Source organism: Aurantibacillus circumpalustris, from assembly GCF_029625215.1.
Taxonomy (GTDB): Bacteria; Bacteroidota; Bacteroidia; order B-17B0; family Aurantibacillaceae; genus Aurantibacillus; species Aurantibacillus circumpalustris.
On record NZ_CP121197.1, the window covers coordinates 1,298,115 to 1,318,290 of the forward strand.

A 20,176-nucleotide genomic window follows, 5' to 3' on the forward strand; every position below is an offset into this window, starting at 1 on the left:
TATTTTAATAATGCGAATTGTCCTTTTAGTTAGTGTACTCCTTTTTGCAGAAGTCATGTTTTCATGCGCCGTTGATGATTCTTTGGCGAAAAAGACCAATACTCAAGCCTCTAACGAAAAATGTTACAAGGGTGTAGTGGGTATTATGAATCCATTAACCAATTGTAACGAGAATTATATTTTCGATAAATCTATCTATCATTTAAAAGTAGATACACTTCCACAAATTAAATTTTGGCGTAATATTATGAATATGCCTGCCGATACTGCTTTTATATGTGTTGCCGAGTCACGCAGTATTGTTGAAAAGGTTTGTTTAAAAGAATGGAACTCAAAAAGTGACTCCGCTAAAAAGTATTATAGAGATAGTGTTAGACTTGCCAATAACTTAGATACTACAAGCAGATTGCTTCTCACCTCAGGAAAAAAATTCTTTTATGATTTTGATAGAACTTCCTTAAATTTTGACAGAGGTATTCGTTGTTTTATTCAGAACAAAGTAGATCCGTGGTATGCACAGGCAATCTTATTGATTGAGAGTCCGAATAAATTACAAAAATCAAATGTCGGTGCTTACGGTCCTTTTCAATTGATGAAAGATGTGGCGCGCATGTATGGTTTAAAAGTGAATAAATCTATTGATGAACGTTCCGATTTTGAACGCAGCGCATACGCTGCCAGCAGTCTTATCAAAAACATTTGTGTTCCAAGAGCAAGACGCATTATCGATTCTTTACATATTTGTAACTATAACGAAGACGAACTTTGGTTTCGTTTGCTCGTTATGCACATTTATCACGCCGGTGCTTATAATGTGCAAAAGGCGGTGTTTTCTTTTTGTCCGACCGAAGGCAACATGGATTTAATTTTTACTTTATGGAAAACCCGCGAAGGGCGTTTTAAAGGCTCGTCTCAAAATTACTCACAACTTGTTTTGGCTGCGATGCTAGAAATGAATGAGCGTAATCCGGCATTAGATAAAGAACTATTTTTAAATGCTTCTGTAGAAGATCAATTGAATTTTTCACCGTCGAAGAATTAGAAGAAATTTAAAATCATTTTCGTGTATTTAATCTATTTATTTATAGGGCGCCCGGGCGGGCTTTCGCCACTCGCTCTTTTTATTTACCCTGCGGGATAAATAAAAAGGAGCTCAAACAATGGCTCAATCCCTGGCGCGGATACCCACCCTTAAATACACACAATTTTCCCGCATTTCTTTAGCTTTTCTGCCAAAAGCCTGGTTTGTTTAGCGTGCACCGGCCAATAAGTCTTTAATAGGAGTGGCATATCGCGTCGGTCAGTAGCGCTGATATTTCGCCCTAAACCCTAAAAATTAAAAAAATAGTTCTAATTCTACTGTCCGAAATTTTGTTTTATATTTTTATTTCGAAAGGCGTTTAAAACTAAAATTGAAGTGTATTCCCATTAACCATTCCGTCCGCTCGTGAAAATATAATCCGCAAAACCAAAAGTGCTTAATTTCAAAACGAAAAGTACAGGTTTAGTTTTTCAACCCCCAATTCTTTTAAATGGTATTTAATTACCGTTTATTTACAACTTAATTGGATAGTTTGCCGTTAATACTTCGGTCTTTATTTTTTGGCCTTTGCTACTATTATTATTTGCCACCGATACCCCGGCTTTAATTTCAAATGAATGCCATTTGTGGGCTTTTATATAGCTTTTTAAGATTGGGCTGGGATAACTACTCAAAAGAAACTTTCCTTTAATCCCTGCCAGCATTTTAAGTAGATTTTCAAAGTCTTGTAACGAATAACCATCATAATGCGCACAATCTGAGTTAAAATACGGTGGATCGCAATAAAAAAACGCATCCTTGTTATCTCTTGAACTAATTATCCGCAAAGCATCAGTACACTCAATCTGTACATTCTGAAGCCTAATTGCGTAATCTTCGGTAAAACTTGACCGTTTATTGCTTATTTTCTTGGTTGTTGTGTTTTTTACAATATCATATCCCCACGAACCATCAATAATACCAGCGAAACCTTGTGAAGCTAAACACCAAACAGCCCACGCCCTTTGAATTTCGTTAAACATTTGTGGGTTGTTGTAAATAACTGAAGCTTCACGAAACGACTGACGGCTGTGCAATGTGATCCTTATGTGTTTCTCTAAACTAATAAAATCATTTTGCACAACTCTGTAAAAGTTTATCATTTCAGAATTAACATCATTAATCACTTCAACCGCTGATGGCTCTTTGGCAAAGAAGATTGCCGCGCCTCCAATAAATGGCTCACAGTAGAGTTTATGGGTAGGGATTAATTTTAAAATTGTTGCGGCTAACTTTTGTTTGCCACCGTAATAAGTGATTGGCGTTTTCATATATTTTTTATTTATTATCTTTGTTGCAGTCTCACCTTAACGAAAAAAACGCGGAACATTCTATGAAGGCATTGGCCTCCGGTAGAACGTTCCGCGTTCGAATTTTTAGAAAAGGTGAGACTTTTCTTTTGAGCCGGAGGCCTCTTTTTACCCCGGCATTAAAAATTAGGTTACAAACCTTACTCCATCTAAGTAAACAAATACAGCATCTGTGCCACTTAAACCAAGAGGCTTAACTTCACCTGTAGTGTCTATTTGTAGGTGTATAAATGTTTTTGCACCATTAATAAGCGCAGGTGCTGCAACGGTTCTCAGCTCTTGAGGTCTGAGTGTTGTCGACAATGTGCATATTACAGTATCTGTTCCGGCACTATATGAGGCAACTGTAACTGTTCCTCTCATAATAACGTCACCAATAATATTCATTCCGGCAAGCGGTGCTGTGCCTGAAGCATTCCACGCACCATTATAAGTTAATACTGCCCAATTTTTCCAAGCACCTAGTCTTCTTGCGGTTGTCCATAAATAAGCACCACCTCCAGTTGCTGTTGCTGCCGCTTTTCTTATAACATAAGTGTCTTCAATGTTTAAATCTTCGTATTGTTGATTTCCAGCAGGGTCATAGGTTTCTACAATTTCCCACGCAGGGTTTCCAGAAACAGGCGTACTACCTGCATCAACTTGAAATATTTCACCTTGCATATAAAGCCAACCAGCAGTCCAACTTAGCGTACCAGCCGCATTTGTATAAACTATTCCTGACAATATAACGTAGTCGCCCATAAACGCTTGTATAAAGGCAATAAAAGCCTCGTTTAAAGAACTTTGTAAAAACAGAAGATCGTCTCCTGTAAAGTTGTGTCCGCCTAATTTTATGTCTAATTTTTTCATGATTTAATTGTTGTTTAATAAATAATAATTTGATAACCCCGGCCAGCTAGTTTGTAATAATTAATTAATGATTTCATTTCCCATTCAGCAAAAACCACAGCAGCTGGAACATATACGTAAAAGGCAACCAAGCCATTATAGTTTGCTTTTTTCCTTAAAATAGGAGCCTTACGCGCTGGCCTAATATCCCATTCGGGGTCAACCCCCGGCACTTTATTTAACGCGGTTGCGTTTGCCTCATAAATATCACCTTGGTAAAAACAAAATTTACCAGTAGCAAAAGAAGTTGCGGCATTCCACTTCCTATATAAAATTAATGGCGGTTTTAATTCTGAAACTTTATAAATATATAATTTAGCGTGATTGGCGAGTGTAATGTAAATCCCTCTGTTAATACTATCAAACCTGTCGTTTAAAGCCGTTTCCAAATAAACAACAGAGCCGTTAAATCTGCATTTATAAGTGTATTCAGCACGCAAAGCTGTAAACTCTGCGTACATAATTTCTAAAGGTTTAATTAATGCTTTAAGACGATTTAAACGTATTGGCGTAATCAAGTAACGAAGTATGTTTTCCTTCATTACCTTAATGAAATCTATGATGAAATTATACATTAGGCACGTAAGTTACAGATGAGCTTAAAGGTGTACCCGGATCAATAATCATGTATCCGGCGTTTGGCAAATAACGTTGATTAAATGCCACATAAGGGTTTGCGCCATATCTAGCAAAGGCAGCTGTAACATAAACCGTGTCTATACCAAGTGCGTTTTGCATTTTATCTTCTAAGCGCATAATTTCAAAGCCACTATTAAAACCATCTTCGCCGCCAAATTCATTTAAATATTCGGCAACAGCATCACGCAAAGGAAATGTACCCGGCGCGGAAATTAACTCACCAATAATGGTTAACACCAACGGATCAAAAGTTGCTGTAATAAACAATTGCAACTCGTCGGCATTGTCATTAATTATATTTACTATAATACCAGCAGGTGCTTTTTTCTTTATGTAAGCAGTAAAAGCTACATATTGCGGTGCACTAATAGGTGTAGGATTTAAACCACTCAAGGTTGCTATTTTTAAATTCACAACGCCAACACCTTCTTGCGCTGCCGCTAAAGAAATTATTTGGCTAGCAGGGTTAACAGTTGCATAACGCCACTCTAAATCAATAAGAGTTAGTGAGTCACCGTATTGAAACTCTTTAGCAACAGAAATATACCAAGGCAAAGTACCATAGCGCGATTTTGCCGCAATTGCTTCTAAATAAATTTTATAAAGATCAAATACAACATCAAGAGCAAACATTGCTGATGCAACACACCAAAATTGCAAACGCCAAATTGCCACTTTGCTTTGTGAGGTTAAATCAGCCAAAAGCGTTTGTGCGCTATCAATATTTGGTTGGTAAATATTTAAATTGCTAAAAGTGTTTTTCTCAGCAATCATTATATCGTACCAGTATTTAGGTGTTCGTGCCATTTGTTTTAAGTATTTCAGGTTCTTTATATTCTTGATTGTATGTTTTAAGCTTATCAATCAAAAGCTGTTTTGTTGGAAATAAAAAAAGTTCAGGTTGACCAGTTACAACTTGCTGTCCCTCAATTAAGCCTCCATAGTGAAACACTGTTGTTTCATTTGTTGCCAAGTAATATGTGTTAAATTCCACCATCAGTTATAGTCCAATTATTTGGCGCGCCGGTTAATATTGCTTTTCCTGCCGAACCGCCAGCTGTGTATTTAATTGTGTTGAAGTTTATATTTACGTTTGGTTGTAATGTCAATGCAGACCATGTATTATAAATTAAATCTAGATTAGCAGCTGAAAAACCAGCAGCAGATTTTCCTAGCATAAACTCTGTGAATGAAGTAACATTTGAAACGTCCCAAGAACTTATATCTTGATCTATTCCACAATAAGCAAACATATATGCCATAGTGGTTACACTTGAAACATCCCAACCACCAATATTTTTATTAAAAGACTGACAATTATAAAACATGTATCTCATATCAGTCACATTTGAAACATCCCAAGCTGTGATATCTCCATTAAAAACTATTGCAGACTCAAACAGCTCAAGCATATTGGTTACGTTTGAAACGTTCCAAGAATTTAAATTTTGATTAAATGATTGAGCGTTATAAAAAAGTAAACTCATGTTTGTCACGCTTGAAACATTCCAAGTGTTTAATGGCTGATTAAACGAAAGGCAACTACAAAGCATAGCAGACATATTAGTAACGCTTGAAACGTCCCATGTACCAATGTTTTTATTGAAGGATACAGCGGAATAAAACATAAAACTCATATTTGTTACGCTTGAAACATCCCATGCACCAATATTTTGATTAAATGATTGGCAGTAATATAGCATGTAGCTCATGTTTGTTACGCTTGAAACGTTCCAACTACCAATATTTTTATTAAAAGATTGAGCTCCATAAAACATATAGCTCATGTCTGTAACGCTTGAAACGTTCCATAAGCTAATATTTCCATTAAAGGCAACTGCACCATAGAAAACATATCTCATGTCTGATACGTTTGAAACATCCCAAGTGCTTATATCTCCATTAAAAGATGTAGCAGATTCAAATATCTCCAACATAACAGTTACATTTGAAGTATTCCATGAATTTAAAGGCTGATTAAAAGCCGGTGCTTGGTAAAACAAAAGACTAATGTCCACAACGTTCGATGTGTTCCAAGAATTTAAAGGCTGGTTAAATACTGTACAACTAGCAAACATGCCGCGCAAAGTAACAGCTGCACTTGTATCTATATTTAAAACTCCATTAAACACAGAGCATGATCTAAATGCATTTGAAAAATCAGTAACGTTAGATGTATTAGGAACATCACTATAATTTGCAACGAGATTTGCACAACCAAAAAAAGCATCTTTAAAAGACTTCCAAACCTGATCGCCCCAATTGTCAATAGAAAGTAGTTTATAACAATCATCACCACTAGCAAAATTTATTGCAGGGAAATTGTTTAATATTTTTATTTGATAAGTGCCCGGTGCTGGATATGTATGCGTTGGGCTGGCGTGTGTTACTTGAAAAGTCGAAGTCCCATCGCCCCATTCAATAATACAATTGTAACTATAAGCTGGGTTTAATGGTAATCTAAATTGATTACTCGCACTTGTACCAGCGTTATCTGTTTTAACCGTTATTGCAAAATAATTAGGTGCGGTTACTTCGCCTTCTACAGTCATTATAAAATCAGTTGCACCAGCACCAGCAAGTGTTAAAGTTTCATTGTAAGTGCCTACCACTAAACCTGCTTTAATTCTTACTTGATAAACTAATCCCGTGAAAACTTCACCATCCACAAATGGAATTAGAAACGGTGTGCTAATCCAAACACCGCCAACCTTAACCTCTAAATTTACTGAAGGCGTTGCGGTAATGTTTCCTGAACCAGTTAAACCTTCCGCTTGAACTGAAAATAAAGAAGACGGCAATGATGGTCCTATTCCACCAACATAACCCGAATTAATAATGCTATTTAAAATAGCGGTACTTGTAACCGCACTTATATAAGGTGGCGGCGGTAAAATAATTCCCTCCGCCTCAATCGCATTATTCGGCCTAATCCCTTTTTGTTTTAAAAGCGCAACAACATCCTTATTTATTACTTTCGAATCGTCAATTAAAATCAATGAGCCCGGCTCAGGGCTCGTTTCTAAATTTATCACACCAACGTTATCTGCCGCCAATTGCAAAAGACCTTCAGTACTTCCGTAATACTGTAAAGCTAAATCCCACACACTTTGTCCTTCCTCAACAGGTACGCGTCTAATTGCCATATTTACCAGCCACTTTAAAATCGTTTAAACCCGAAATAATTAAAAAATCAATTGTTTGTCCGTCCGCTTCAAGTTCCGCTTGCGTTTCTTTTTTCAAGTCACGCAAACCACCCTCGTCTAAAATCCACGACTCAACACCAACACCACTATCAGGCTCCATTTTATTTTCGCCTTTCTCACAAATAATTAAAAGTTGCGAATGCTGGCGAGTACTTTCGCCAACATAATCGTCGCCATTTCTAACTTCGTTTTCACCAGTATTTTGGTCAAGTAATATGTCGTAAACTTTACCCATGTTTTACATCCTCGTTTTCATCTTCATTAAAAGTTATTATTTGTGATCCCATTTCAGCGTCAAAAGATATTTTACCATTAGCTCCGTTAGCAGCCGTTGAAGCTCCAACCGCTGTAAACGCATTGCCAATTGCTGTATTTAAACTCCCTAAATAATCCTTAATCGCATTTAAATTATCCAGTATAAATTCTTGTATTGGTAAGCCGCCGTATTGATCGCCGTTAATTTTAATTTTACCATCATCGGTAAACTCAAAAGTGCGTCCTGAAACGGCCTTTAAATGCCATTTTTTTATCTTTGAAAAGCGCGTTACCTGATAAGCATGTTCATTATTAAAAAGGCAGCTAATTGTAACTTCTGAGTCTACATCGGGTATGCAAACAATTCCCGAATCATCATCGCTAACGGCAACATTTAAACGCACACTTTCAAAATCAGGTCCTCCACGCGATGGTGTAACCACGCAAGTAAAATCAGTTTCATCAACAGATTTAACCTTTCCTGTAATTGTTGCAGGAATGGTTTTAAGAATTAATCTTATAACAGCTTTTCTAAATTTATCGCCAATTATCATATCAATACTTTTCTACCCGGTGTAATTGTTCTGTTGTATCCTTCAGGACCATAATTTGTAACTACCATATCAGCAAAAACGCCTTGTTCGCGCTCCGGAAAATAATCATCCTCCAACCAAAGTGTCCAACTGTGATCTACATAAGGTCGGCCACCTAACGAGCGAAACGTTCCTTTGTAACCGTCATATTTCATGCGGTCAATTTGCTCCTGGGCGAGTGCTTTTAATTCGCTCTCTTGTTTGTTGTAAAAATGTAAAGTGATGCTGTTACCATCCGAATCTCCAAACTCCTTTTCTATACGTTGGTTGTTTGGCAACACGCTAACAGCCTTTACTTTTATGCGTAAATCTTCTTTGCGCTTGTAAATTAAGCCCGTTGCTTTAGCGTTTTTTTGAAAATGGTAAACCACTTCAGGCAGATTCTTTTCTATGTAAGGCAAGCCAATAAAAAGCGTTTTTTCGCGGTAGTAAGATGTAAGTAAAAAATCATCTTTCAACTTTTGCAAAGCATAAGCAACCGTTGTATTTTCTGAAATACGGAAAGGCGAAAGTGTAACCTCCGGGCAATCAATTGTTGCATCCGGCACAAGAAACTTTAAAAGATTTTTAAGTGTGATACTTTTCCAACTGCCCGATTTAGTGGTTTGTTTCAAATTCCACATCTCATCCTCGCACTTTATTTCAACAGGCATAGTTGGTAATATTTCCGAAACGTACCCTTTAAATTCGGTTATGTACTCGTCGTCGTAAGCTCCTTGTATTTCAACAGCATCACCAACCTTTATTGCACCAAGTAGCCCCGCAATATTGTGCATTTTAATAGAGGCGGTTTGCGTCATTTGCTTCCAGCTTTTTGTGGTTGTAAACGAATGACAATGAGTAAACTCATAATCGCCAATTGTTATATAGCTATTCATCCAAACGCTCATTACGATGCGGATTTTCTTTTTAATTCAAGTTTATATTCTTTGTCACTCGACGCAACAAACTCATAAGGTGCCATGCTTTGTTCGCCCGGTTGCGGTATTAAACTAAAATCATCAAAACTGATGTATTTAATATTGAAGATTGTAAACAACGGACATTCAACCTCTAAATGGTGCTTTAACTCGTAAATCGTTCTTAGTTTTCTAACAATATCTTCAGGGTACTCTTCGCGGTCATAATCCTCGTCAACTGCAATGCCGCGAATAGTGATTTTGTAATCACCTAAACTGTACAACTCTTTAAACGTTCCATCTTGCCCATCAATATCTGTGTCTACTCTTTTTTTAGAACCGCGTATTTCAATAATTGGTTCGTTCGGTAAAGTAAAATATTCAAGCTCCTCGCCCTTCGCGCTAATCTGAATTTTAAGCGGCATTAAAATAGGTGTGTTCAAATATGCGCTTCTATTATTAACATCAAATTCAACAGCTTTTAAATCATCGTATTCATTTACAAGTCCCTTTTTTGTTTTGCCAACCGTAGGAAAATATATCCTTCTGTAACCAAACGAAAATCTCAGCATGTCTAAGATTCTCAAATCATACTTTGATTTTTTTACCAGCGCGGTTTTATTAGTAACCACCTGCGTAAACTCTGATGTTCTTATATTTAAATCACCTGCCATTATTCGTTCGCAACACTTACTTCCGCGCCTTCAATTGCTCTAACTAGCATTTCCTCTAAATCTAGAGTAACCTCTGCTGTGCCTTCTTTTAAAGTTTGTGGTTGTATAATTATATTTTCGTTTAGTTTCCCAAATTGAACATTGATAATGCGCTGCCCACCTTGGTTAATGTTATCAATGCCTTCTTTTAAATGTTTCTTTTTCTTTTTGTCGTTGTGAAAAAGATCTTTCTTCTCTTCCTTTTTCGGCACAAGTTTATCTTGTTGGTCTTTTTTCCACTTATCATAATCACCGCCAAAACTCTTACCATCAAGCTTTGCTAAATTTCTGTTATAAAGCTCCTCGTATTCGGTTTTATATTTTAGGTTTACGGTTCGCTCTTTATCCGGCACTTCATTCTTAGCTAATTCAGGTATATGTTTACCACCTTCAGGTAAACTAAAACCGTGTTTTTTAGTAAACTGCTCTTGAGCATACTCATGCGATAATTTTTGGTCTATCTGCATTTTGTATACTTGCATTTTACTAGGATCAACCTCGTGAGCGTTTTGATACAACTGCTCTGCGCCTTTAATTAAACGATCAACAATCGGTAAAAGAAAATCACCAATGTCCAACATCCACGATTTCATTTTATCGCCAATCTCTGCCCAACTTCGTGATTTAGATTCTGTAACATCAAGTTGCTTGTTAAGTTCGCCTGTACTAGCTCGCACCTGATCCATAACACTTAAAAGCTTATCCGCATCACCAGCCAAAACAGAAAATGCGTTTTTTGCTTGCGCATCTTTTAAACCAACAGCCTCCAACCAATTACTCTTACTTTCAGCATTAAACTTGCCGAGCTTGCCTTGCAACTCTTTAAAGAAAATACCTAAGTCGCGCACGTTACCTTCTTTATCAAATAAATGAATGCCTTGTTTTGCAAAACCGCCTTGTATTTCACTTTTTCCCATTGCAGTAAAAGCGTTTTGTAATAACATGGCACTATCGCTGCTGCTTTGCCCTTTAGCGGTCATGTAAGAAAACAATCCTGCCACATCTTTATGGCCAATATTTAAATTGTCACCTGAAGCAATTAACTGCGGAAGATATCTTGCAAAATCTTCAAACTCACCAGCACCAACCGCTTTTGCTTTCAATAAAGTGTCCATAATACCTTCAGCAGTATCCCTTTCGCCTACAATACTTAACGTTTGCGCCAATGCTCCTGCCGCAAGGTCAATGTCAACAAAACCAGCTTTTGCGCCTTTGTTGGCAATCTTTAAAATGTCGAGTGATTTTGTAACGTTATTTACCTGACTATTAATTTTTTCAAATGCATCAGGTATGCGCATAAAATTTCCTGCGCTATCTTCGCCAATACCAACTAATTCAGATTTTAAAGCCGCGAGTGCCGTAGGTGTTAATTGAGCGGTGGCATTTACTTTTGCCATTGCGGTTTCGTAATCAAGTGCTAAGTCTGCACTTTTGTACATTAACGCTCCTGCCGCAAATGCTCCTGCTCCTGCAAGTGCCCAACGGCTACCAAGTAAATCCATAGCGCGTCCGGCTTGTGGTATTTCACTTGTAAATTCGGTAAATTTTCCTGAGTTTAATTTGCTTTGAATGCCTCCCATTTTAGAGGCTGTTTTATCGGCGGCAGAGTTTAACTTAGACAGAACGGAGCCGACTTGGTCAGTCATCTTCAATCTCCATTCTGTCAGTTTTACGCTCATTTTTTAAACAGTTTGTTTATTGGGTGGTGTTTTGTTTCCTCTTGCCGAGCCCACTCCAAACGAGCGAAGAGTTCTAATATTCTTTTGTTCGATAATTTTTCAATTGATATGTCTTTGTAGTGGTATTGGAGCTGTGCAATTATTTGAACGTATATGTCCTTTTTTACCCTGTCTCGCGCAGCTCCTAAAGCTTTTCCACCTCTACATCGGCGGCTATAATTATTTTATCCATCGCAAAAACCATTCCTTGGTACAATGCTTGTGATTTCATCACATCAGGGTGGCAATCTAACATACAATTAGCCAAAAGGCTTTGGTTGTATGTGCCCGGTTTATCTTTATTGCTTTTTGATGCACGCGTCAAATCTTCCATCGATGGAGGTCTGCAATACGCTTTTTTAGTTACTTTGTCTTTTGGATCAACGGCTTTAAGCACGTGTATTTCTTCAATATCGTGTGCCTTTTTCCATTCGGCAATTTTTGCCGCTGTAGGTTCTTGCCAAGTTGCTGCTGCTGTGGTGTTCTCTTCCATTTTATTTATTTTGTTAAGTGAATACTTTGTTTAATTTTTAACCGCCAACGTTGTACTCAATCATGCCGATAGCCAAATCAAGCTTAACCTCCATGTGAGTGTCGCCGCTTTTCATGCCTTTAGGCACTTTTTTAATTCTTACAAATTTTAAGCGGTCAAATGTTGCTTTGCCACCAACTGGTGCGTAACCAACTGTAATTGTAAACGGAGGCATGTCGGTTAAATCTTTACCCGGCAATAATGCGCCTTGCATACCTTCAATTACACTTTGTAAAACGGTAATGTCTCCTGAGCGCGATTTTTTACCGCGTCCAAGCGCAACAGGGTCAGCACTCATCCCGTGTATTTCGGTGTGTTCTTTCATCACCTCGTAATTAATATCCACAACACCCTCTTCAGGAGTTGCTTTACCGGGTAGGATGATTTTTACATCCTCAGAGCTATATTCAAAACCGTTTATCATTGCTTTTTTTTTTAATTATTTCTTAAAAATTTTATTTTAGTCGAGTGAGGCAGCTAATTCAATAGTTGTGTTAATTTGTCTCAACGTACCTGTTGGTACAGTAGTGAGTTTTTCAACAAGCGCACTCAGGCTAATAATATTTTGAGCCGGATCAACAAACGCTTTCAGTCCCGAAATTTCTTTGTTGCTTCCACCCATTTGATCGTTAACCGCATCTTCAAGCAGCGACTCGTAATGTTTCGCTGTTGTTGCATCCAGTTGTCCGGTTGCCGGATCAACTTCAACTTCATCAAGTATCTCCTCAATGTTTGTTGCGTGAACAATCTTATCAATTTTATCAACCGTGCGGCCATTGGTTAACTGGCCATAAGTATCAGTCGATACACAAGCCATGTGATCGTCGTTAAAAAAGAAACCCGATTTACGTTTGTGTTTAAGCATAAACACATAACCATAATCACTAATTAAACCTTGTTGAGTGTCGGTAATTGTGCTAATTTTTGCGCCATTCGAAAGTCCTCCGGTTGTAATGCTCGAAAGCGATCCGCTTTTTACGCGGCCAATATTTCTATTTACTTTATTTGCAGCTGCTCTGCCAAGTGCAGCACCTACCGATGCGTATTTACTTTTGTAACCAGCACCCTCGCCGTAAGCATAATCGTTACCAATAACAACCATCGCACGGTTTACGCCCGGCGTTGTGCCCGATGCACGGTAATTAGTTAACGAGGCTGGAGTGCCTTGAAAATTTCGGCCTTCAACAATAACGCGGTAAGGGTCTTTAGTTAAACGATGTGCTTCAGCAGTAATTTTTATTTGTGCCAAAGCGGTTAAAAGATCAGCTTCAAGTTGTCCATCATACGTTGGCGTATAACTTCCATCAGGCGTAAAAGTTAAACCAACAAGTGGCGCGTTACCTTCTACAAAATCAACCGCTTTTTTGTAGCCGTTTGCTGTTGCTGCCGTAGCAGTTACAGTTAATGTTTGTGTCATTGCCACAACCATTACCCAAAGCTTAGTGCCTTTTGGTGCTTCAACATAAAAGTCTTTAATATGCTTCCACGCAATTGTTGTGTTTGTGGTATCATAAGCTTCATCAATTCCCATTAACTCAGCATCACCTAATTCTAAAAATGGACCTAGTACATCACCAAGTGCAAATTTTCCTCCAACGGCAACGCCGCTAAGTACTAGAATTGAATTACCATCTTCAACAGCGTCAATTTTTCCAAGTGATCCGCCAATTGTTGTATTTGTTCCCGGTTTAGCCATGACTTTTTTTTAATAAAATTTTCTAATTAGTTTGTATGAATGAAATAGTATCGATGCCACTCCAATCGCAGCAAGTATTTTTAACCAACGAGGATATACTGTTACCTCAATTACTTTAGTTTCGCTTTTTTCACTGTCGTTTAAATGCTGTTTAAACTCCTTTAAAACAGTGTTTGTAGTTCGGTTAATTATTCCAACCGAATCGCAAAAGCATTGAACGGAGGCCACCCCGTTTTTTATTTCAAAAATGGCGGTGGCCTGTTTGTTTCCTTTCGCTATTGTTGGTTTAATATCAAGTGGTTTGCCTCCCGGACAAATAACCAAAGCTTTAATGGCCGCACTATCAACATCCGTATAAACAAGCGAATCCTTAACGGTAGTAACCTCTCGTACACTTACAGAATCTTTAATTTTTAAACTGCTGGTTTGTGATGTCGCTATGGTTTTACAACCAACAGAAAGCAACATCGCTAAAGCGAGTAAACCAAAAATTATGTATTTAATGTTTTTCATTTTTTAATTTGTCAGGCTGAGCGTAGTCGAAGCCCGACCCCCTAATCAATCCAGTTACTAACTGTATATATTTGTTTTCTTAATCGTCTTTTTATATACACTCCATCTCCCTCTCTGCTTCCTGCCTCATTGGTATTGCCTTCTATTGTTTTTACTGTTTTATCACCCCAAGCATAAATGATAAAAACGTGACCTATTCTTTTGTTAATCCACAAGCCGCCAAGGTCTCCCGGTTGTGGTGTTGTGTTTATTTTTAAAACCGTTCCTTTAAATAAAATTCTGTTTTCAGGAAACCAAGCCGGAGCCCATGCGGTTTTAAAAGTTGTTATTCTATTTACTTTGTAATCCCAGCTTACAAAAGCAGCGCACCAAGCATAACCTTTTCCAAGGCCGACAATTTTAAGGTATTTCTCAACCTCTCTGCCGTCATTTTTTCCGGTGGCTTCACGCACACCAACTTGCGAAAGCGCGGTGTCAATTACAGCTTGCCTCTTTGCTCTTATATTGCTTTGGCCATTGCTACAAAGGCTAATAAATAACCAAAGTAAACAAGCAGCACCGCGCATATTTTTTGCCATCCGGTTAAGCCTTTAAAGTCTTTTACAAAACCATTTTGCACGTAATTAAATACCTCGCCAAAGTTTATTTGCATTCCAACCCATGATAAAAAAGAGAACGTAAGTATCGCAACCACGCTAAAAACTATAATATGCAGTACTCCTGCATCGTAAGCTCCTGCTGTTGGATCAATCCATCTTAAAAGGTGTGGCGTGCATAAAAAGAGGGCAACGGCAAGCGCAATTCCTATTGCTTCGTTTTTCCACTCTTTTATATGGCACCACAGCTTTTTCACTCAATTACTTTTTTTTAGTTGGTTTTTTGCTTTCAGCAGCAACCTCTTCAGAAGCTTCTGTTGCGTCTGCGTGTTCAGATTCAATGGCTTTAATTTCATCCGCAACATCCTTACGATCATGCTTCGTTAATCCTTCAGATGGCTCAGTAAAGCAATGGCCATATTCGTTCGCGTAAAAGGTATTTACCTCTTTGTTAGCAGCAAAAGCAGCCGCCACGTTTTTTAATGCTTGTTTTTCTTTCATGATTTCATATAATTATTTGTGGTTATCTCTCGCCCAAAAAGCCTCGCTGCATTTACACAGCGAGGTTTTTTATCATTTAACAGCCAATTAAGGCACGAGACATCTAGGTTGTTTGAACAATTGCAATAACTCCTTCAGCGTTTGTTCTACGTTTACGGCCGCCGCATCTAACTCCTATCGAGTAAACATCACCGTGGTAAAGCGCATCTTTTTTGTTTTCAAAAAAGTCTACAGTACCGCGAGCTTTACAAACCGCATTTTTTTGCCAGCATAAAACAGAAAGGTTATCCGTTACCGCTGTTGCAGCTGTAATCAATTTAGGTACTGGCGTACCAGTGTTATCATAAATTGAAGCGTTTGCACGAGTGTATATTAAAAAGCCTTCTATTTTTGGCACAGTACCTTCTTTTAAATCCATTAATTGCTGTGTGTATGAATTTGTAAGAGCAGTATCAGCCATTAATTGTGAAAGCATATCTTCAGGAATTAAAGCGTAACGGTCTGCTTTAGCAATACCAGCTTTATTCATTTTTACTTTTGCTGCGCGTAAATCTGCAAGCGTTAATGGCTTACGAGTTCCAGTTGCGCCCGGTGCTAATGCAATTGCGTCCGCAACCGCTCCGGTAGTTCTGTGAATTGTTCCTGCTGTAGTAGGCGCCCATTTATAAAGCAAATCCTCTGCAATAGCTTCGTTCATCGCTTCCATGTGCTCACCTAAAACACTATCCATCTTATCATAACTTGCCTCTTTTTCTTCAGCAAATTGAATGTGTGTTGGATCACTAGTGTAATTATCAATTGCGTAAGTAACATCCGTATCTGTTCTTTGAACAGCTGTGGCAGGGTACGAACTTCTGTTTTTCACAATGGTAGGTTTCGCTCCGGTTTGCGGTATATGCACAACCGATCCGTTTAATACCGAGTCGCTTTCATCATAACACTTGGTTAAAAACTCATTATCTTTAAACAAGTTTTTCATAATGTAATCAACCCAATTTTCTTTTTGCACGGCCATATAAGCAAAATTGCTTTGGCGCGGCATAAAGCCGTAATATGCGTTAACACAAAATTTAACGGCAAAAGGCATGGCAAATAAACCAGCGGCAATCGGTGCCGGGTTTAACTCTAAGTGACTCGCTACGGGTAGCGCAACAAAGGCCGCCGTTAATATTCCTAAAAGGAAACTGGTTATAAATCCTATTTTTTTCATTTTTATGGTTTGTTTTTTGTTTTTACTTTTTTAATAATCCAAGTCATTAATACCGTTCCTAGGTATCCTGTTAAACCGCCTATCAGACCTTTAATGGCGGCCTCCACATAACTACTTCCTAAAAAATGAAGGAAGGTTGCGTACCACCCCGATAAAAAGGCGACAAGCTTATTAATCATTATATGTACCATTAGGGAATGCAGCCTCCCAAAGCTTTTTGTGAATTGGGTCTTTAGCAGCTTTTAGCTTTAAAAGATATTGCGACCCCTCAGTTGTTGCCATTAACTCTTTAAAGTTTTTACCTTCAAATGGGTTGTTAGCATCTTTACCTTCGCCACCTTTATCTGCGTTTAATTGCGATGCAATTGTGGTGTGCGCACTCATACCTTCTAAAATTGATTTGGTACTTTCAAAGTCAAGCTTTGCAAGCTTTGTAAACTTGTCTTTATTCTCAGCAGTTAATTTTTTGCTGGTAATTGCGCCATCAATCAACGCAGTAACTTTTGCGTCTTGTTCGGCTGCAAGCTTCGTTTCAAATTCGCTAACCTTTGTTTTGTTAGCGTCACGTTCTGCTTTTAAAGCGTTAATAGCTTCCGCAGCGTGCTCAGGTGTGCTGTTCGCTGTGAGCGTTAAGCCCAAGGCAGCATAAATCAATGCAAGTTCTTTCATTGTGTTTATTTGTGTGTTTATATTTGATGTTGATAGTTTTAGCGCAAGAGAATCATCTTTTAATTCTACGCCCGATGCGCAAAGTTTTACGCTGTTTTTGTTATTGGGTACGGAAACAATACTTGCCTCCATTAATTCGCATTTTGTAATTACGGGTACACCGTCTGCATTTAGTTTTACATCTTCAATTTTAAAGTCCACCCAAATCGATGCGCCTTTAATAAATCCTTTGTCAACTTTTCGTGCAATTTCTTTTGCTGTAACATCTTCCTCATCAAAATGAGTTTCAGCAAGCAGCTTAACACCTTCAGCGCGTACATCATCCCACATGCCAATAACCGAATCTAAACCGGTTGCATGGCCATTAAGCATAACAGGGTTTTGTTTAAATCTGCTTAAACCAATACCACTTGTTTGTACAATAAAACCATATTGGTTTTTTGTTTCGTCGCTCAGTATAAAAGTTTTTTTCGCCATTTTGTCTGCACAAAATTGCACCAGCTTTCTGCCTAAAAAAAATTTAAGTTCTTTGAATGCGTTACAGAATGCGGTCTGTGCCGCATAAACTGCAATCAAAAATCAATTTTTTTTTTAAACACGCCTTGTAATGCAACTTTGTAAAACACAAGCCAAAGTTTAACGCTTGTTTAAAACCAACATGGCCGAATTATCAATAAAGCAAAAGAAAGAATGGGCTAAAACGCTCTACGTTCACCAACAGTTATCACAAAAAGAAACTGCCGAAAAAGTAAACGTAAGCGCAAAAACTATTAACCAATGGGTTAATAAAGAGTCGTGGGATACTCTGCGTGTTTCGTTAGTACTAACAAAAGAGCAGCAGCTGCGTAATATTTATGCGCAATTAAATGAGCTTACAACATTCATTCAAGCCAAAGCCGAGGGCAAGCGATTCGCAAACTCATCCGAGGCCGACACAATATCAAAGCTATCAAAAGCCGCAAAAGATTTAGAAACCGAAACGGGCATTAGCGAAATAATAGAAACGTTTAAACTCTTTACCAATTGGCTCAAGTCTTTCGATTTACCAAAGGCACAAGAATTACTAAAACTGCAAGATGATTTTATTGCATCACGTATAAAATAATGGCATTAAAACCAAAAGATAAAGAAGCCCTGCGCGATTGGGAATCCTTCAGGCGCAGTATTGAGTTGGCAACAATAATTGTTACCGACGAAACGTATGCACAAAAAAAGGAAAGAATCGCAAACCTTACTAAGCCCGGTAATCAAGAAGCCTTTGCAAAATACTACTTCCCACACTATTGCTCCGCTGGTTTTGGCACTTTTCAAACACGTTTTTTTAAAGAACTTTTAAATAGCATTCGCGCATACATCACAAACAAATGGTCTCGTGACCATGCAAAATCAGTCACCTCCGATGTTATTGCCGTAATTTATTTATGGGCAACCAATCAAATGTCAAACCTTCTTTTGGTAAGCCATAACGAAACTAATGCAATCGAACTACTCACGCCGTTAAAGCTAGAATTTGAAACAAACCTTCGTTTAATAAATGACTTTGGCAACCAAGTTAATCCCGGTAGTTGGGAGGCTGGCAAAATAGTTACATTAAACGGTTGCAGCTTTCGCGCATTGGGCGCTGGCCAATCTCCAAGGGGCTCGCGTAATCAAGAAGCGCGTCCCGATTTAATAATTGTCGATGATATTGATACCGAAGAGTTGTGCCGAAACACGCGCCGTTTAGACGAGTTGTGGGAGTGGGTAACTGGTGCGCTGTACGGTTGTTTTAGTATCCAAGGCCGCAAACGTTTTATTGTAGTAGGTAATAGAATCGCAAAAGATTGTATTGTTGAACGCGCTGCCGCGCAAAGCGATTATTCAGAGCAAGTTGATATCCTTACAAAGGGAAAAGTAGACAAAGCTTATGTTGACCAAATTACAAAGCAAGTAAACTCCTTTAAAGATAAAAACCATAAAGATTATAAGATTTGGTTAGAGGTTGTAAAATACGCTCGCGAGGGATATAAACCAACGTGGAAAGAACGCTTCACGCTTTTTGATTGTGTTTACATGATTACAAAAATGGGATACCGAATGTCCCAACGCGAATATTTCAACAACCCAATTTCCGAAGGCAAAGTATTTAAAAAAAGTTGGATGCAATTTAAACAGCTTCCGCCTCTCAGAAATTACACGCGCCTGTTAGCATACTTAGACCCCGGTTTTAAAAAAACAGCAACCTCAGATAGTAAATGTTTGGTGCTTGTCGGCATGGGCAATGGTGAAATTCACGTGCGAAAAGTGTATTGCGGCAAAGCTTCAGTTGAGGAAATGATTGAATGGTGCTACAACATGCAAGAGTTTGTAAAACGCAACGGCGGTGCCTTTCGCATAAAAATGGAAGATGTTTTTTTACAAAGTTTATTATACAAAGATTTTGCTGCCGCAGCAGCTAAACGCTATCCTCTGCCCGTAAGCAGTGATACTCGCAAGAAGCCCGACAAAGACGCTCGTATAGAATCAATGTCGGGTTACTTCGAGCGAGGTTCTGTGTTTTTTGATGAGGATATAAAAGAAGAGCATCATACACAAGCTTTAATTGAACAGTTTTTAAATTTCGAACCGGGCGTTAAAACATTAAAAGATGGTCCTGACGCATTCGAAGGTGCAGTTTTTCTTTTAGAGCAAGGTGGCATTACGCGACCTGAAGATATTGACCACGGCAATTATTCACACTCAAAACATAAAATATAATGGCTTTCATTGATAAAATAGATTACGAAACAATCATTGCTGATAATATCCTAGACGATATTACAGAGATTGACGACGCCAAAATTGATGTTGCCGAAACGCGCGCCATTGAATTTATGAGCGGTTTTTTAAACAACCGTTACGATGTCGAAAACATATTTAATAAAACAGGCGCAGAGCGTAACCCTGTAATATTAGGCTATGCAATGGATATTACAATTTACTATTTACACCGCTTAGTAAACTGGCGTAACGCCCCAGCCACAAGAGTAAACGCATATACCGAAGCAAAAGAGTGGCTTGTAAAAGTAAGTGAACTGCAAATAAATCCACCAAACCTTCCTTTTTTACCTGAAGGCGAAAAAGACTACATACAATTTGGTGGTAATGATAAACGCACAAATCATATTTAAAAACA

General features: G+C 38.2%; 25 protein-coding genes. 4 read left to right on the top strand and 21 right to left on the bottom strand.

Translation table 11 applies throughout. The annotated features are described in order from the left end of the window. The first annotated feature begins 10 nt into the window (after positions 1 to 10). The gene (locus P2086_RS05365) at positions 11 to 1,042 is read left to right on the top strand and encodes a transglycosylase SLT domain-containing protein (protein ID WP_317899411.1); all 1,032 of its coding nucleotides are present in this window, start codon (positions 11 to 13) and stop codon (positions 1,040 to 1,042) included. Between the two features lie 512 nt (positions 1,043 to 1,554). On the opposite strand, the gene P2086_RS05370 is transcribed toward P2086_RS05365, so the two are convergent. The 21 genes from P2086_RS05370 to P2086_RS05470 form a co-directional block, all read right to left on the bottom strand. Then, a complete protein-coding gene (locus P2086_RS05370) occupies positions 1,555 to 2,352 on the bottom strand; it encodes a DNA adenine methylase (protein WP_317899412.1) in 798 nt (265 codons plus the stop codon). 165 nt (positions 2,353 to 2,517) lie between these two features. Next, positions 2,518 to 3,243: a hypothetical protein gene (locus tag P2086_RS05375; protein ID WP_317899413.1), complete on the bottom strand. Its 726-nt coding sequence runs from the start codon at positions 3,241 to 3,243 to the stop codon at positions 2,518 to 2,520. A 14-nt stretch (positions 3,244 to 3,257) separates the two neighbouring features. After that, positions 3,258 to 3,824, bottom strand: coding sequence for a hypothetical protein (locus P2086_RS05380; protein ID WP_317899414.1), 567 nt, complete (start codon positions 3,822 to 3,824; stop codon positions 3,258 to 3,260). A gap of 25 nt (positions 3,825 to 3,849) precedes the next feature. Beyond that, entirely contained in the window at positions 3,850 to 4,728 is an 879-nt protein-coding gene (locus tag P2086_RS05385; protein WP_317899415.1) for a hypothetical protein, read from the bottom strand. Continuing rightward, positions 4,712 to 4,894: a hypothetical protein gene (locus tag P2086_RS05390; RefSeq protein WP_317899416.1), complete on the bottom strand. Its 183-nt coding sequence runs from the start codon at positions 4,892 to 4,894 to the stop codon at positions 4,712 to 4,714. Before P2086_RS05390 ends, P2086_RS05385 begins: the two co-directional genes overlap by 17 nt. Before the next feature lie 10 nt (positions 4,895 to 4,904). Next, a complete protein-coding gene (locus tag P2086_RS05395) occupies positions 4,905 to 7,067 on the bottom strand; it encodes a BspA family leucine-rich repeat surface protein (RefSeq protein ID WP_317899417.1) in 2,163 nt (720 codons plus the stop codon). Then, positions 7,057 to 7,362, bottom strand: coding sequence for a hypothetical protein (locus P2086_RS05400; protein WP_317899418.1), 306 nt, complete (start codon positions 7,360 to 7,362; stop codon positions 7,057 to 7,059). The genes P2086_RS05395 and P2086_RS05400 overlap by 11 nt, the downstream gene beginning before the upstream one ends. Continuing rightward, positions 7,355 to 7,936 (bottom strand): hypothetical protein, encoded by a 582-nt coding sequence (locus tag P2086_RS05405; protein ID WP_317899419.1) that lies wholly within the window; start codon positions 7,934 to 7,936, stop codon positions 7,355 to 7,357. The genes P2086_RS05400 and P2086_RS05405 overlap by 8 nt, the downstream gene beginning before the upstream one ends. Beyond that, positions 7,933 to 8,853, bottom strand: a complete 921-nt coding sequence (locus P2086_RS05410; RefSeq protein ID WP_317899420.1) for a hypothetical protein — start codon at positions 8,851 to 8,853, stop codon at positions 7,933 to 7,935. Before P2086_RS05410 ends, P2086_RS05405 begins: the two co-directional genes overlap by 4 nt. Positions 8,854 to 8,864: 11 nt before the next feature. Next, complete coding sequence (locus tag P2086_RS05415; protein WP_317899421.1) at positions 8,865 to 9,548, bottom strand: DUF6046 domain-containing protein; 684 nt, start codon at positions 9,546 to 9,548, stop codon at positions 8,865 to 8,867. Further along, a complete protein-coding gene (locus tag P2086_RS05420; RefSeq protein ID WP_317899422.1) occupies positions 9,548 to 11,266 on the bottom strand; it encodes a phage tail tape measure protein in 1,719 nt (572 codons plus the stop codon). Before P2086_RS05420 ends, P2086_RS05415 begins: the two co-directional genes overlap by 1 nt. Positions 11,267 to 11,450: 184 nt before the next feature. Beyond that, entirely contained in the window at positions 11,451 to 11,798 is a 348-nt protein-coding gene (locus P2086_RS05425) for a hypothetical protein (RefSeq protein WP_317899423.1), read from the bottom strand. Between the two features lie 37 nt (positions 11,799 to 11,835). After that, positions 11,836 to 12,261, bottom strand: coding sequence for a hypothetical protein (locus P2086_RS05430; protein WP_317899424.1), 426 nt, complete (start codon positions 12,259 to 12,261; stop codon positions 11,836 to 11,838). A gap of 36 nt (positions 12,262 to 12,297) precedes the next feature. Beyond that, positions 12,298 to 13,533: a DUF2586 family protein gene (locus P2086_RS05435; protein ID WP_317899425.1), complete on the bottom strand. Its 1,236-nt coding sequence runs from the start codon at positions 13,531 to 13,533 to the stop codon at positions 12,298 to 12,300. A 9-nt stretch (positions 13,534 to 13,542) separates the two neighbouring features. Then, a complete protein-coding gene (locus tag P2086_RS05440; RefSeq protein ID WP_317899426.1) occupies positions 13,543 to 14,046 on the bottom strand; it encodes a hypothetical protein in 504 nt (167 codons plus the stop codon). A 41-nt stretch (positions 14,047 to 14,087) separates the two neighbouring features. Continuing rightward, complete coding sequence (locus P2086_RS05445; RefSeq protein ID WP_317899427.1) at positions 14,088 to 14,624, bottom strand: CHAP domain-containing protein; 537 nt, start codon at positions 14,622 to 14,624, stop codon at positions 14,088 to 14,090. After that, positions 14,546 to 14,899: a hypothetical protein gene (locus tag P2086_RS05450; RefSeq protein WP_317899428.1), complete on the bottom strand. Its 354-nt coding sequence runs from the start codon at positions 14,897 to 14,899 to the stop codon at positions 14,546 to 14,548. The genes P2086_RS05445 and P2086_RS05450 overlap by 79 nt, the downstream gene beginning before the upstream one ends. Positions 14,900 to 14,903: 4 nt before the next feature. Then, positions 14,904 to 15,143: a hypothetical protein gene (locus tag P2086_RS05455; protein ID WP_317899429.1), complete on the bottom strand. Its 240-nt coding sequence runs from the start codon at positions 15,141 to 15,143 to the stop codon at positions 14,904 to 14,906. Positions 15,144 to 15,246: 103 nt separating this feature from the next. Further along, the gene (locus tag P2086_RS05460) at positions 15,247 to 16,353 is read right to left on the bottom strand and encodes a phage capsid protein (protein ID WP_317899430.1); all 1,107 of its coding nucleotides are present in this window, start codon (positions 16,351 to 16,353) and stop codon (positions 15,247 to 15,249) included. 2 nt (positions 16,354 to 16,355) lie between these two features. After that, the gene (locus P2086_RS05465; RefSeq protein WP_317899431.1) at positions 16,356 to 16,532 is read right to left on the bottom strand and encodes a hypothetical protein; all 177 of its coding nucleotides are present in this window, start codon (positions 16,530 to 16,532) and stop codon (positions 16,356 to 16,358) included. Then, on the bottom strand, positions 16,525 to 17,499 hold the full coding sequence (locus tag P2086_RS05470) for an HK97 family phage prohead protease (protein ID WP_317899432.1): 975 nt from the start codon (positions 17,497 to 17,499) through the stop codon (positions 16,525 to 16,527). The genes P2086_RS05465 and P2086_RS05470 overlap by 8 nt, the downstream gene beginning before the upstream one ends. 181 nt (positions 17,500 to 17,680) lie before the next feature. Between P2086_RS05470 and P2086_RS05475 the strand changes: the two genes are divergently transcribed. Genes P2086_RS05475 through P2086_RS05485 form a run of 3 tightly spaced genes read left to right on the top strand, consistent with a single transcriptional unit; the run spans position 17,681 to position 20,171 of the window. Beyond that, positions 17,681 to 18,127 carry a YfeC-like transcriptional regulator gene (locus P2086_RS05475; protein ID WP_317899433.1) on the top strand — a complete coding sequence of 149 codons (447 nt, stop codon included), beginning with the start codon at positions 17,681 to 17,683 and terminating at the stop codon, positions 18,125 to 18,127. Then, the gene (locus P2086_RS05480) at positions 18,127 to 19,758 is read left to right on the top strand and encodes a hypothetical protein (RefSeq protein ID WP_317899434.1); all 1,632 of its coding nucleotides are present in this window, start codon (positions 18,127 to 18,129) and stop codon (positions 19,756 to 19,758) included. The genes P2086_RS05475 and P2086_RS05480 overlap by 1 nt, the downstream gene beginning before the upstream one ends. After that, the gene (locus P2086_RS05485) at positions 19,758 to 20,171 is read left to right on the top strand and encodes a phage protein Gp36 family protein (RefSeq protein WP_317899435.1); all 414 of its coding nucleotides are present in this window, start codon (positions 19,758 to 19,760) and stop codon (positions 20,169 to 20,171) included. Before P2086_RS05480 ends, P2086_RS05485 begins: the two co-directional genes overlap by 1 nt. Positions 20,172 to 20,176: the final 5 nt, after the last annotated feature.

Excerpts from the sequence above, each read along its gene's own strand:
- P2086_RS05430 (WP_317899424.1), bottom strand. The coding sequence starts at position 12,261 with ATGATAAACGGTTTTGAATATAGCTCTGAGGATGTAAAAATCATCCTA.
- P2086_RS05475 (WP_317899433.1), top strand. The coding sequence starts at position 17,681 with ATGGCCGAATTATCAATAAAGCAAAAGAAAGAATGGGCTAAAACGCTC.
- P2086_RS05485 (WP_317899435.1), top strand. The coding sequence starts at position 19,758 with ATGGCTTTCATTGATAAAATAGATTACGAAACAATCATTGCTGATAAT.
- P2086_RS05470 (WP_317899432.1), bottom strand. The coding sequence starts at position 17,499 with ATGGCGAAAAAAACTTTTATACTGAGCGACGAAACAAAAAACCAATAT.
- P2086_RS05395 (WP_317899417.1), bottom strand. The coding sequence starts at position 7,067 with ATGGCAATTAGACGCGTACCTGTTGAGGAAGGACAAAGTGTGTGGGAT.
- P2086_RS05440 (WP_317899426.1), bottom strand. The coding sequence starts at position 14,046 with ATGAAAAACATTAAATACATAATTTTTGGTTTACTCGCTTTAGCGATG.
- P2086_RS05400 (WP_317899418.1), bottom strand. The coding sequence starts at position 7,362 with ATGGGTAAAGTTTACGACATATTACTTGACCAAAATACTGGTGAAAAC.
- P2086_RS05405 (WP_317899419.1), bottom strand. The coding sequence starts at position 7,936 with ATGATAATTGGCGATAAATTTAGAAAAGCTGTTATAAGATTAATTCTT.
- P2086_RS05370 (WP_317899412.1), bottom strand. The coding sequence starts at position 2,352 with ATGAAAACGCCAATCACTTATTACGGTGGCAAACAAAAGTTAGCCGCA.
- P2086_RS05480 (WP_317899434.1), top strand. The coding sequence starts at position 18,127 with ATGGCATTAAAACCAAAAGATAAAGAAGCCCTGCGCGATTGGGAATCC.
- P2086_RS05460 (WP_317899430.1), bottom strand. The coding sequence starts at position 16,353 with ATGAAAAAAATAGGATTTATAACCAGTTTCCTTTTAGGAATATTAACG.
- P2086_RS05435 (WP_317899425.1), bottom strand. The coding sequence starts at position 13,533 with ATGGCTAAACCGGGAACAAATACAACAATTGGCGGATCACTTGGAAAA.
- P2086_RS05410 (WP_317899420.1), bottom strand. The coding sequence starts at position 8,853 with ATGAATAGCTATATAACAATTGGCGATTATGAGTTTACTCATTGTCAT.
- P2086_RS05455 (WP_317899429.1), bottom strand. The coding sequence starts at position 15,143 with ATGAAAGAAAAACAAGCATTAAAAAACGTGGCGGCTGCTTTTGCTGCT.
- P2086_RS05465 (WP_317899431.1), bottom strand. The coding sequence starts at position 16,532 with ATGATTAATAAGCTTGTCGCCTTTTTATCGGGGTGGTACGCAACCTTC.
- P2086_RS05415 (WP_317899421.1), bottom strand. The coding sequence starts at position 9,548 with ATGGCAGGTGATTTAAATATAAGAACATCAGAGTTTACGCAGGTGGTT.
- P2086_RS05385 (WP_317899415.1), bottom strand. The coding sequence starts at position 4,728 with ATGGCACGAACACCTAAATACTGGTACGATATAATGATTGCTGAGAAA.
- P2086_RS05425 (WP_317899423.1), bottom strand. The coding sequence starts at position 11,798 with ATGGAAGAGAACACCACAGCAGCAGCAACTTGGCAAGAACCTACAGCG.
- P2086_RS05365 (WP_317899411.1), top strand. The coding sequence starts at position 11 with ATGCGAATTGTCCTTTTAGTTAGTGTACTCCTTTTTGCAGAAGTCATG.
- P2086_RS05445 (WP_317899427.1), bottom strand. The coding sequence starts at position 14,624 with ATGGCAAAAAATATGCGCGGTGCTGCTTGTTTACTTTGGTTATTTATT.
- P2086_RS05420 (WP_317899422.1), bottom strand. The coding sequence starts at position 11,266 with ATGAGCGTAAAACTGACAGAATGGAGATTGAAGATGACTGACCAAGTC.
- P2086_RS05380 (WP_317899414.1), bottom strand. The coding sequence starts at position 3,824 with ATGAAGGAAAACATACTTCGTTACTTGATTACGCCAATACGTTTAAAT.
- P2086_RS05375 (WP_317899413.1), bottom strand. The coding sequence starts at position 3,243 with ATGAAAAAATTAGACATAAAATTAGGCGGACACAACTTTACAGGAGAC.